The 11,765-nt window shown below is 70.2% G+C and carries 9 protein-coding genes; 3 read left to right on the forward strand and 6 right to left on the reverse strand.

The genetic code is table 11. The features are described from left to right. Nucleotides 1-101: 101 nt before the first annotated feature. From K206_RS0129340 to K206_RS0129355, 4 genes are all read right to left on the reverse strand, one after another. A complete protein-coding gene (locus tag K206_RS0129340) occupies nucleotides 102-911 on the reverse strand; it encodes a polyphosphate kinase 2 family protein (RefSeq protein ID WP_020205929.1) in 810 nt (269 codons plus the stop codon). A 48-nt stretch (nucleotides 912-959) separates the two neighbouring features. After that, nucleotides 960-1,826 carry a diaminopimelate epimerase gene (gene dapF / locus K206_RS0129345; RefSeq protein ID WP_020205930.1) on the reverse strand — a complete coding sequence of 289 codons (867 nt, stop codon included), beginning with the start codon at nucleotides 1,824-1,826 and terminating at the stop codon, nucleotides 960-962. Nucleotides 1,827-1,888: 62 nt separating this feature from the next. Further along, nucleotides 1,889-2,782 carry a lipid A biosynthesis lauroyl acyltransferase gene (locus K206_RS0129350; protein ID WP_020205931.1) on the reverse strand — a complete coding sequence of 298 codons (894 nt, stop codon included), beginning with the start codon at nucleotides 2,780-2,782 and terminating at the stop codon, nucleotides 1,889-1,891. Between the two features lie 5 nt (nucleotides 2,783-2,787). Continuing rightward, the gene (locus K206_RS0129355; RefSeq protein WP_020205932.1) at nucleotides 2,788-3,654 is read right to left on the reverse strand and encodes a lysophospholipid acyltransferase family protein; all 867 of its coding nucleotides are present in this window, start codon (nucleotides 3,652-3,654) and stop codon (nucleotides 2,788-2,790) included. A 382-nt stretch (nucleotides 3,655-4,036) separates the two neighbouring features. On the opposite strand from K206_RS0129355, the gene metK reads away from it, so the two are divergent. Both metK and K206_RS0129365 read left to right on the forward strand, forming a co-directional pair. Continuing rightward, a complete protein-coding gene (metK, locus tag K206_RS0129360; RefSeq protein WP_020205933.1) occupies nucleotides 4,037-5,200 on the forward strand; it encodes a methionine adenosyltransferase in 1,164 nt (387 codons plus the stop codon). A 303-nt stretch (nucleotides 5,201-5,503) separates the two neighbouring features. Beyond that, nucleotides 5,504-6,409, forward strand: coding sequence for a Kdo hydroxylase family protein (locus K206_RS0129365; RefSeq protein WP_029044228.1), 906 nt, complete (start codon nucleotides 5,504-5,506; stop codon nucleotides 6,407-6,409). Between the two features lie 16 nt (nucleotides 6,410-6,425). Here K206_RS0129365 and K206_RS0129370 read toward each other — a convergent pair whose 3' ends face one another. Continuing rightward, nucleotides 6,426-7,829, reverse strand: a complete 1,404-nt coding sequence (locus K206_RS0129370) for a coniferyl aldehyde dehydrogenase (protein ID WP_029044229.1) — start codon at nucleotides 7,827-7,829, stop codon at nucleotides 6,426-6,428. A 397-nt stretch (nucleotides 7,830-8,226) separates the two neighbouring features. Between K206_RS0129370 and K206_RS0129375 the strand changes: the two genes are divergently transcribed. Further along, nucleotides 8,227-9,906: a GMC family oxidoreductase gene (locus K206_RS0129375; protein ID WP_020205936.1), complete on the forward strand. Its 1,680-nt coding sequence runs from the start codon at nucleotides 8,227-8,229 to the stop codon at nucleotides 9,904-9,906. A 23-nt stretch (nucleotides 9,907-9,929) separates the two neighbouring features. Here K206_RS0129375 and K206_RS0129380 read toward each other — a convergent pair whose 3' ends face one another. Beyond that, a complete protein-coding gene (locus K206_RS0129380; RefSeq protein WP_020205937.1) occupies nucleotides 9,930-11,474 on the reverse strand; it encodes a methyl-accepting chemotaxis protein in 1,545 nt (514 codons plus the stop codon). Nucleotides 11,475-11,765 lie beyond the last annotated feature (291 nt).

An 11,765-nucleotide genomic window follows, 5' to 3' on the forward strand; every position in this document is an offset into this window, starting at 1 on the left:
AGTAGTTGACTTTAAGCCTTTGATTTTAAGCCTTTGACTTTGAAGCTAAAGCCTCTGACTTTAAAGTTAAGCCTTTAGACTTTTAAAAACATTCAAAATAATCAAACCACCTTCAATTTCCCTAACCCCGGATCCCCAGCCGGATAAGCCGGCTTCAACCTCGAAAAAACATCAAACACAATCTCCGCCACCATCAGGTTCCGATGCGTCTTGGAATTCGCCGGCACGATGTACCAGGGCGCTTCCGGCGTGCTGGTCGCGGCGATCGCCGCCTCGTAGGCGGTCATGTAGCTCTTCCAGTACTGCCGTTCCTCCAGGTCCCGCGGATCGAACTTCCAGTGTTTCTGCGGATCGGCCAGCCGTGACTCCAGGCGGGCTTTCTGCTCGTCCTTGGTAATGTGCAGGAAGCACTTGACGATGGTCGTGCCGGTTTCCATCAGCAGCGTCTCGAACGCGCGCAATTGCTTGTAGCGCCGCTCGCATTCGTCTTCGTCGATCCACTCGTGCACGCGCGTGATCAGCACGTCTTCGTAGTGGCTGCGGTTGAACACCACGATCTCGCCGGCGCGCGGGACCTGCGCGTGGATGCGCCACAGGTAGTCGTGCGCGAGCTCTTCGGCGGTGGGGGACTTGAAGCTGACCACGCGGATGCCCAGCGGGTCGAAGCTGCGGAATACGCCGCGCACGGTGCCGTCCTTGCCGGCGGTGTCCATGCCCTGCAGCACGATCAGCAGCTTGCGCCGGTGCTCGGCATAGAAGACGTCCTGCTGCAGGTCGAGCTCGGTGCTCAGCTCGGAGATGCGCGCCAGGTCGGCGGCCTTGTCGCCGCTGGACAGCGGCTTGGCGCCTGGGTCGAAGTCGGCCAGGCGGAAGTTCTTGCCGGAGGTGATGCGGAAGTCGGCGAGGGGCATTGGCACTCCATCGGGGGCGCGGCCCGGGCGGGCCGCAATCCCCTATGGTCAGGCAGGCAGCCGCTCCAGGTCAATGCTGCCCTCGAACACGGTGGTGGCCGGGCCGGTCATGCGCACCGGCTCGCCTTCGCCGTCCCAGGCGATGGTGAGGTCGCCGCCGTGGGTGTGGACCACCACCGGCGAGTCCAGCAGGCCGCGGCGGATGCCGGCCACCACCGCCGCGCAGGCGCCCGTGCCGCAGGCCAGCGTCTCGCCGGCGCCGCGCTCGAATACGCGCAGGCGCACGGTGTGGCGCGCCAGCACCTGCATGAAGCCGGCGTTGACGCGGTTGGGGAAGCTCGGGTGATGTTCGATGACGGGGCCGTCCTGCAGCACCGGGAAGGCCTCGGTGTCGTCCACCACCTGCACCGCGTGCGGGTTGCCCATCGACACGGCGGAGATCCATGCCGTGCGGCCGTTGACCTCGAGGCCGTACAGCGTGTCGCGGCCTTCGCCGCGCGTGGGCAGGCCCTCGGCGCGGAACGGCACGCGCGCCGGCTCGAGCTCGGGCGCGCCCATGTCGACCGTGACCTGGCCGTCGTCCTGCAGCGTCAGCGTGATCACGCCGTTCATGACCTGCACGCGCACCGAGCGCTTGTCGGTCAGGCCGCGTTCGGTGACGAAGCGCACGAAGCAGCGCGCGCCGTTGCCGCAGTGCTCCACCTCGCCGCCGTCGGCGTTGAAGATGCGGTAGCGGAAATCGACGTCGTCGCGGGTGGGCTTCTCGACCACCAGGATCTGGTCGGCGCCCACGCCGAAATGCCGGCTGGCGAGCGCGCGCCACTGCGCGGGCGTCAGGTTCAGGGTCTGGTGGATGCCGTCGAGCACGACGAAGTCGTTGCCGGCGCCGTGCATCTTGGTGAACTGGAGTCTCATGGTGCGATTGTATGCCTGGCCGGGCGCGCGTGCATGGCGCGCCGCGGGCCGTGTCGGTAGTGTCAGTAGATCTCGGGCTCGCCCGGCGGACGGTGCTTGAAGCGCTTGTGCACCCAGTAATACTCGGCGATGCGCGGGCGGATGCAGTCCTCGAAGAAGGCGTTCATGCGCCGCGTGTCGTCGGTCACGCTGTCGCCGGGATAGTCTTCCCAGGCCGGCAGGATGTGCAGCACGTAGCCCTGGTAGTCGGGCAGCATCTCGGTGTAGATCGGCACCACCCTGGAGCCGGTCAGCCGCGCCAGGCGCGACACCGAGGTCAGCGTCAGCGCCTGCACGCCGAAGAACGGCACGAATTCCGAGTCGCGCTCGCCGAAGTCCATGTCGGCGATCAGCTGCAGCGCCTCGCCCTTGCGCAGGCAGCGGATGATGTCGCGCGCGCTGTCGTTGCGGGCGATCATGTTGGCGCCGAAGCGCCCGCGCGCGTGCTTGAGGAAGCCGTCGAACAGGTCGTTCTTCTGCTTGGTGTAGAGCGAGGCGCCCGAGCGCCCCACGTGGTCGCGCAGGTGGATGGTCAGGCGGATCGCGCCGGCCTCCACGCCCGACAGGTGCAGCGTGACCAGGATGTGCGGCTTGCCGTCGAGCGCCACCAGGTCGGCGTGGTCCTCGATGCGGACCCAGCGGCGCATCTGCTTCTCGCTGCCGGTCCAGAAGATGCCGCGCTCGGCGAAGCTGCGGAACACGGTGCGGAAGGTCTGGCGCGACAGCGCCTCGATCTCGGCCTCGCTGCGCTCGGGGAAGCTCAGGCGCAGGTTGGTCTGCACCACGCCGCGGCGGCTGCTCGGAAACAGGTAGAGCAGGCTGCCCAGCGCTTCGCCGAAGCGCGCCACCAGCGGATAGGGCAGCTTGCCCAGCACGGTCAGCAGGGCAATGCCCAGCCAGGTAAAGATACGGCTCATCTGTTCTAGTTGGGAAGCGGCGCCGGTGCGGGAGGAGCCTCGGCGCCGCGCGGTTGCTTGTATCGGTTGTAGCCCCACAGGTACTGCGTGGGCGCCGCCTCGACCAGGGCCTCGATGGCCTGGTTGAGCACGGCGGCGGCGGCGGCCGGGTCGGCCGGCAGCGGCTCCTCGATCACCTGCATGTGACCGCGGAAGCCGGCGCCGCGCGGCAGGCGCTCGGCGAAGATCGCCGCGATCGGCGAGCCGGTGTGCTGCTGCAGGCGCTGCACCAGCGTCATGGTGTAGGCCGGCTTGCCGAAGAACGGCGCCCACGCGCCTTCGCCGCCGGGCGGCACCTGGTCGGGCAGGATGCCGACCGCCTCGCCGCGCTTGAGCGCCTTGAGCAGCATGCGCACGCCGCGCGGCTCGGCCGGCGCCATCGCCAGGTTATGGCGCGTGCGCATCTTGAGGATCCAGGCGCGCAGCCACGGCTGGTGCGGCGGCTTGTAGAGCGCGGTGACCGGATGCCGCAGCGCGAACGCCTGCGGCAGCACCTCGAAGCAGCCCAGGTGCGGCACCAGGATGATGAGCCCGCGCTCCTGCGCCATCAGCCGGTCCAGCTCCGGCCACAGCGGGCCGGCAAAGCCGTACATGCGCCCGGGCGGGTTGCGGCGGCACCAGAAATACGGCATTTCCAGGATCATGCGGCCGGTCGCGCGCGCGGCCTCGGCCAGCGTGGCGGCGTCCGCGCGCGGATAGGCCTGGCGCAGGTGGGCGGTCAGCCGGGTGCCGTAGCGTCCCGGCAGGCGCGCCGCCAGCAGGCCCAGCGCACCGCCGGCGGCGTGCAGCCACGACAGCGGCAGGCGGGAAATCAGCCAGAACAAAAAGGTCATCGGATCGCGCTCAGCGGCATCGTGGCCGGGTAAGGGATTAAGGTTTTTGCCCGGTGGCGCCGATATTGGGGCAATCGAAACGAGGCGGGCGGCGTGTTCCGGGCCCGTCTTCGCACCTGCACGGTCCGCGCGGCCGGCGTGGCCGGGAACCCGGCCGCATCCGCCGGCAATGGCCGCGACGGCGCCGCGCGCAGGCAACCCCGATGGCTGTGGGGCCTGCTGCACAGCGGCCGGCAGGCGCGTATAATAGCGCGTATCGCCGAGTTAACTGACAACTTGCGGGGCGATACCGTTCTACCGGAACGGCTTGAAAATACCGCTAAAGCGTCGCCGCCCGGGCTGAACAGGTTGGCGCGCAATAGCCAACCTGGAGAAAAAGTTCGTGGCAAACGACTTCCTGTTCACTTCGGAATCCGTCTCCGAAGGCCATCCCGATAAGGTCGCTGACCAGATTTCCGACGCAGTCCTGGACGCCATCCTGTCCCAGGACAAGTACGCGCGCGTGGCGGCCGAGACGCTTTGCAACACCGGGCTGGTGGTCCTCGCCGGGGAAATCACCACGACCGCCAACGTCGACTACATTCAGGTCGCACGCGACACCATCAAGCGCATCGGCTACGACAACACCGACTACGGCATCGACTACAAGGGCTGCGCCGTGCTGGTGGCCTACGACAAGCAGTCGCCCGACATCGCCCAGGGCGTGGACCGCGCCTCCGACGACTACCTGAACCAGGGCGCCGGCGACCAGGGCCTGATGTTCGGCTACGCCTGCGACGAGACGCCGGAACTGATGCCGTTCCCGATCTACTATTCGCACCGCCTGGTCGAGCGCCAGTCGCAGCTGCGCCGCGACGGCCGCCTGCCCTGGCTGCGTCCGGACGCCAAGTCGCAGGTGACCGTGCGCTACGTCGACGGCCGCCCGCACAGCGTGGACACCGTGGTGCTGTCGACCCAGCACGCGCCGGACATCAGCCAGGCGCAGATCCGCGAAGCCGTGATCGAGGAAATCATCAAGCCGGTGCTGCCGGCCGCGATGCTCAAGGACACCAAGTACCTGGTCAACCCGACCGGCCGCTTCGTCATCGGCGGCCCGCAGGGCGACTGCGGCTTGACCGGCCGCAAGATCATCGTCGACACCTACGGCGGCGCCTCGCCGCACGGCGGCGGCGCGTTCTCGGGCAAGGACCCGTCCAAGGTCGACCGCTCGGCCGCCTACGCCGCGCGCTACGTCGCCAAGAACGTGGTCGCCGCCGGCCTGGCGCGCCAGTGCCAGGTGCAGGTCAGCTACGCCATCGGCGTGGCCCGCCCGATTAACGTGACCGTGTACACGGAAGGCACCGGCAAGATCTCCGACGAGGCCATCGCCGCGCTGGTGCAGGAGCATTTCGACCTGCGCCCGAAGGGCATCGTGCAGATGCTGGACCTGCTGCGCCCGATCTACGAGAAGACCGCCGCCTACGGCCACTTCGGCCGCGAAGAGCCGGAATTCTCGTGGGAAGCCACCGACAAGGCCGCCGCGCTGCGCGCCGCCGCCGGCCTGTAAGGCCCGCCCCCGCCGCGCAGAACGCCGCCTCCGGGCGGCGTTTTTTCTGGCGCCCGCGATCTTGTCGAAGATCAAGCGCGGCCGGCGGCCGGGATGGCGCGCGCAGCGCGCGAGGGTAGAATCGCGGGATCGCGGAGCAGCCCGGCAAGTGGCGCCCCGCTCTCTTGCCGAAGCCCGCCAGAGCCTGCCGGAGTCCGCCGGATTACCGCGCGGCGGAGCCCGCAGCCCGCATACCCGAGGACGCCCATGTCACAAGACACGACCCATTCGACGCCGGCGCCGGCCGCAGCCGGCCAGGCCGCCATGCCCGGCGCGGATGGCCCCGCCTTCAACCTGATCCGTCCCCAGCCCTACGCCGACTGGGCGCCGCAGGTCGACGCCGCCACCGCGGCCGGGCTGCGCCAGCAGCTCGAGCAGGGCGCGGTGCTGTATTTCCCGAACCTGCATTTCCGCTTCGAGCCGGGCGAGGAACGCTTTCTCGACAGCCGCTGGTCCGACGGCAAGTCCAAGAACATCAACCTGCGCGCCAGCGACCACGCCGTGCGCGGCGCCCAGGGCGGCGAGCAGGACCTCAAGGACCTCTACCGCCTGATCCGCCGCTATGCCGAGTCCAGCGAAAAGCTGGTGCTGAGCCTGTTCCCCGAGTACGGCCCGCACCTCGTGCGCGCCGGCACCTCGCTGCGCCCGAGCGAGATCGCCGGCCGCCCGGTGAGCTGGCGCAAGGACGACACCCGCCTGCACGTGGATGCCTTCCCGTCCAACCCGCTGCTGGGCCAGCGCCTGCTGCGCGTGTTCCACAACATCGACCCGCAGGCGCCGCGCGTGTGGCGCGTGGGCGAGCCGTTCGGCGACTTCGCCCGCCGCTTCGTGCCGCAGACCAAGGGCATGTGGCCGGGCCAGGCGCGCCTGATGGAATTGCTGCACATCACCAAGCGCCGCCGCTCGGAATACGACCACCGCATGCTGCAACTGCACGACCTGGCCAAGGCCGACCTGGCCTACCAGGCCAATGTGCCGCAGCAGGAATTCCAGTTCCCGCCGGGCGCCACCTGGATGGTGTTCAGCGACCAGGTGCTGCACGCCGCCATGCGCGGGCGCGCCATGATGGAGCAGACCTATTACCTGTCGCCCAAGGTCATCGGCGACCACACGCACTCGCCGGAGGCGGTGCTGTCGCGCATGCTCGGCCGGCCGATGCTGGCTTCGTAAGGCGGCCCCTGCCGCTTCAGCGCAGCAGCATGCGGATCATCGTCTCGAAGCGCCTGCCGTAGGGCGGCTTGAGCAGCCCCGCGCCGTTGAGCGCCGACTGCCGGAAGATCGGCTTGAACTTGGAGAAGGTCGCGAAGCCCGCCTCGCCGTGGTACGCGCCCATGCCGCTGGGCCCGACGCCGCCGAACGGCAGGTCTTCCTGGGCGATGTGCAGCAGCGTCTCGTTGATGCTGACGCCGCCGGCCACGGTCTGCGCCATCACGCGGTCGATCGCGCCGCGCTCCCGCTCGAACAGGTACAGCGCCAGCGGACGCGGGCGCGCGTTGACGTAGGCGATCGCGTCTTCCAGCGAGCGGTACGTCACCAGCGGCAGCACCGGGCCGAAGATTTCCTCCCGCATCACGGTGGCGTCCCCGGGCACGTCGAGCAGCAGCACCGGCGCCAGCCGGCGGTGCGCGGCGTCCGACGCGGCCTGCGTCAGCGGCACCACGCGCGCGCCCGCGCGCGCGGCGTCGTCCACCAGGCCGCCCAGCCGCGCGAAGTGGCGCGGGCTGATGATGGTGGTGTAGTCCGGGTTGGTGTCCAGGTCAGGGTAGAGCCGGCCGGCGCAGGCGCGCGCCGACTCGACGAAGCGCTCGCGCATCGTTTCGGGCAGCAGCACGTAGTCGGGCGCGATGCAGGTCTGGCCGGCGTTGAGCAGCTTGCCGACCAGGATGCGCTCCACCGCGCGCTCCAGGTCGGCGCCGGGGCCGAGGATGGCGGGCGACTTGCCGCCCAGCTCCAGCGTCACCGGCGTCAGGTTGGCGGCGGCCGCGCGCATGACGTGGTGGCCGACCTGGGTCGAGCCGGTAAACAACAGGTGGTCGAAGGGCAGGGCGGAGAAGTTGCTTGCCACCAGGGCGTCGCCGTTGATCACGGCGACTTCGTCGGCGGCGAAGGTCTGCTGCGCCAGCGTGGCGAACAGCGCGGCAAAGCGCGGCGTGTATTCGGAAAGCTTGATCATGGCGCAGTTGCCCGCGGCCAGCGCGCCGGCGAGCGGGCCGACGGTCAGGTAGAGCGGGTAGTTCCACGGCACCACGATGCCGACCACGCCGAGCGGCTGCGGCATCAGGCGCGAGCTGGCGGGCCGGAACCAGATGCCGGTGCGCGCGCGCCGCACGCGCATCCAGCGCTTGCCGTGGCGCAGCGCGTCGTCGATGCCGGACACGCTCGGGAAGATCTCCAGCAGGGCGGTTTCCTGGCGCGAGCGGTTGCCGAAATCCGCGCTGATGGCAGTGGCGATCTCGTCCCGGTGGTCCGTGACCAGGCGGCGCAGGCGCCGCAGGCGGTCGGCGCGCACGGCCCAGGCGGGCGCCTGGTCGCTGCGCGAGGCGGCGTGCATGGCGCCGAACACGGATGACATCTCGGGCACTTCTCTCATCTCTCGGTCTCCGGGGCCATGCGCTGCCCCTGGCGCGCATGGCGTTATCGATCCCCGCACCATATGCCATGCCGCTCCCTCGCACAATCGCGGCGCGCCTCTAGCGCGCGGCGCTTCAAACAGGCGTTCAGGCGGACATTCGGGCTGGCATTCGGGCGGGCCCACCGCAAGGCGCGCCACAGCCCGCCGGGCGGCCGTCCGCATGCCTTTTCCTGGTGCGCCGGCCGGCGCCTCCGCGCGGGCGCGCCCGCGCGCGGCGGCGGCCGCGGCGGTCTGCGCTTCGTCCTTTTCCCCCTCCCCGCAAAGCGCCTACACTGGTTTTCAGACCGGCTCGGGGATCGCCGTGGCGGGCGCGGCAACGCCGGCGCGCCGGCCACCCGGCCACGCGGGGAGACAGATGGAAACCACCTTTGACTATCTCGTCGTCGGCGGCGGTTCGGCCGGCTGCGCCCTGGCCGGACGGCTGGCCGACAGCGGCAGCGACAGCGTGGCGGTGCTCGAGGCCGGCGGCCACGATCACCACGTGCTGGTCTCCACGCCGGCCGGCGTCGCCGCCATGCTGCCGCGCGCCGGCAGCCACAACTACGGCTACCGCACCGTGCCGCAGCCCGGCCTGGACGGGCGCCGCGGCTACCAGCCGCGCGGGCGCGGGCTGGGCGGCAGCTCGTCGCTCAACGCCATGATCTACACGCGCGGCCGCCCGTCCGACTACGACGGCTGGGCCGCGGCCGGCTGCGACGGCTGGGCCTGGGACGACGTGCTGCCGTATTTCCGCCGCGCCGAATGCAACGAGCGCCTGGCCGGGCGCGACGACGACCCGCTGCACGGCGGCAGCGGCCCGCTCCACGTCGCCGACCTGCGCACGCCCAATCCGTTCGGCCAGCGCTTCATCGAGGCGGCGCAGCAGGCCGGCTACCGCCGCAACGACGATTTCAACGGCATGGAGCAGGAAGGCGCTGGCTGGTACCAGGTGACGCAGCACGGCGGCGAGCGCTGGAACGCCGCGCGCGCCTACCTGCACCGCGGCGATGCCGCCGACCCGGCCGGCAACGGCGGCCGCGCCAACCTGCACGTGCTGACCGGCATGCAGGTGCTGCGCATCGCCTTCGAAGGCCGCCACGCGGCCGGCGTGATGGTGCGGCTCGACGGCCGCGAGACGCTGCTGCGCGCGCGCCGCGAGGTGATCGTCGCGGCCGGCGCGTTCGGCTCGCCGCAACTGCTGATGGCATCGGGCGTGGGCCCGGGCGCGCACCTGCGCGAGCTCGGCATTCCGCTGGTGCACCACCTGCCCGGCGTGGGCACGAACCTGCAGGACCATATCGACGTCGTCGTGCACAAGCGCGTGGCGGCGTCCGAACTGTTCGGCGTGTCGCCGGGCGGCGCGCTGCGCCTGCTGGCCGAGATGCTGCGCTACCGGCGCGAGCGCACCGGCATGCTGACCTCCAACTTCGCCGAGGCCGGCGCGTTTCTCAAGAGCCGGCCCGAGCTCGAAGAGCCCGACCTGCAACTGCATTTCGTGGTCGGCATGGCCGACGACCACATGCGCCGCCTCCGCTTCGGCCACGGCTACTCGTGCCATGTCTGCGTGCTGCGCCCGCGCAGCCGCGGCGAGGTCCGGCTGGCCTCGCCCGACATCCGCGAGGTCCCGCTGATCGACCCGCGTTTCCTGTCCGACCCGCGCGACCTCGACGACCTCGTGGCCGGCGTGCGCATCGTGCGCCGCATCCTGGCCCAGCCGCAACTGGCGGCGTTCGGCGGCAAGGAACTCTATTCCGCGCACCTGCAGGCCGACGGCAGCGACGACGCCGCCATCCGCGCCATGATCCGCGAGCATGCCGACACCATCTACCACCCGGTCGGCACCTGCCGCATGGGCATGGACCAGGGCGCGGTGGTCGACCCGCAACTGCGCGTGCGCGGCGTGGAGGGTTTGCGCGTGGTGGATGCGTCGATCATGCCGACGCTGATCGGCGGCAACACCAACGCGCCGGCCGTCATGATCGGCGAGCGCGCGCACGACCTGATCCGCCACGGCCCGCGCGTGGTGCTGCGCCTGGCCGAGATACTGGCGGTGTAGCCGGCGCGACCGATGCCGGTTGTTCAGGCCCCGGCCAGCCGGAACGTCGACACCGTGTCGCGCAGCTTGCCGGCCTGGTCGTCGAGCGACTGCGCCGCCGCGGCGGCCTGTTCCACCAGCGCGGCGTTCTGCTGCGTGACCTGGTCCATCTGGCCGACCGCCTGGTTGACCTGCTCGATCCCCGCGCTCTGCTCGGCCGAGGCCGCGCTGATCTCGCTGATGATGTCGGACACGCGCTTCACGGCCTGGCGCACGTCGTCCATCGTCTTGCCGGCGTCCTGCGCCTGCGTGGAGCCGGCGCGCACGGTGCCGGCCGATTCGTCGATCAGGTCCTTGATCTCCTTGGCGGCGCTCGACGAGCGCTGCGCCAGCGTGCGCACCTCGCCGGCCACCACGGCGAAGCCGCGGCCCTGCTCACCGGCGCGCGCGGCTTCCACCGCGGCGTTGAGCGCCAGGATGTTGGTCTGGAACGCGATGCCCTCGATCAGGCTGGTGATCTCGGCGATACGGCCCGAGCTGGCCGCGATCGCGCCCATCGTCTGCACCACCTGCTGCACCGCGTGGCTGCCCTGCTCGGCCACGCTGGCCGCGTCGCCGGCCAGTCCGCTGGCCTGGCGCGCGTTGTCGGCGTTCTGCCGCACGGTGGTGGTCAGCTCCTCCATGCTCGACGCGGTTTCCTCCAGCGAGGCGGCCTGCTGCTCGGTGCGCGCCGACAGGTCGGTATTGCCCGCCGCGATCTGGCGCGCGGCCACGCCCACCGATTCGGTCGACTCGCGCACCTCGCGCATGGCGGCGCCGACGCGTCCGAGCAGGCGGTTGAAGGCGGCCGCGGTGCGCCCGATCTCGTCCATGCGCCCGACTGGTGCGCGGCGCTCCAGGTCGAGGCTGTTGCTGACGTATTCCAGGGTCTGCTCGATCTCGGCCAGGCTGTTGCGGATGCGGCGGTACAGCGCCACCGCCAGCACGACCGTGCCCAGCACCGCCGCCGCGATCAGGGCCGAGAACACCTGGACCGAGGTGCGGTACCGCGCGCGGTTGTCCGCCACGGCCAGCTCGCCGAGCTTGGTGTTGTAGGCGATATGCGCGTCGAGCGCCTGGCGCAGCGCGAGCGAGGCCTGGTGCACCTCGCCCCTGAGCAGCAGTTCCTGGACGGCCTGGTAGTCGTTGTCGCGGGACTTCGCCAGCAGCGCGGGGCGCGTGTCGCGGTAGCGCTTGAAGGCGGCGCGGTCGGCCTCGAGCAGCTTGCGGTCGGTGTCGTCGCTGATGTCGTCGCGCTCGTACCTGGCGGCGGTGGCCTCGAAATTCTTGTCTGCCTGGACTAGCACCGCCTCGTTGTCGGACTTGGCCTTGAGGTCGTCGCTCATGGTGTGCTGGTACAGCGCGACGCGCATGGCGTTCACGTTGTCCTTCAGCTCGCCGAGCGTGCGCACGCTGCCCAGCGTGTTGTCGTTGAAATACTCGAAGCGCTGCTCGGACTGGCGCAGCTGCCAGATGCCGCCGAGGCCCACCACCAGCAGGGCGGCCAGGGCCAGGGAAAGGGAAAGCAACAGGCGTTGGCTGATGTTCATGTCGGGATCGGGAAACCCCCGCCGGGCGGGGCGTGTCACTGAATCGGGAAAGATGACCGGGGCGCACTTCCAAGCGAAATGCGTGCCATGCGCACTCGACGGGCGGGCGGATGGCTCCCGGGGATGACCGGGTTTACGGCAGGGCTTCCGGCGGTTGTAGCGGCGCCGGAAGAATATTTCCCGAAGTGACGGACAGGGCAGGCGGGGGCGGCCCGGGTAGCCGGAGAAGTGATCGGAAAAGCCGCCGCGGAAGCCGCCTGGAGCGGCGGCCGGAAGCTACCGCTTCAGGCC

It is taken from the genome of Cupriavidus sp. WS (genome assembly GCF_000395345.1).
Taxonomy (GTDB): Bacteria; Pseudomonadota; Gammaproteobacteria; order Burkholderiales; family Burkholderiaceae; genus Cupriavidus; species Cupriavidus basilensis_B.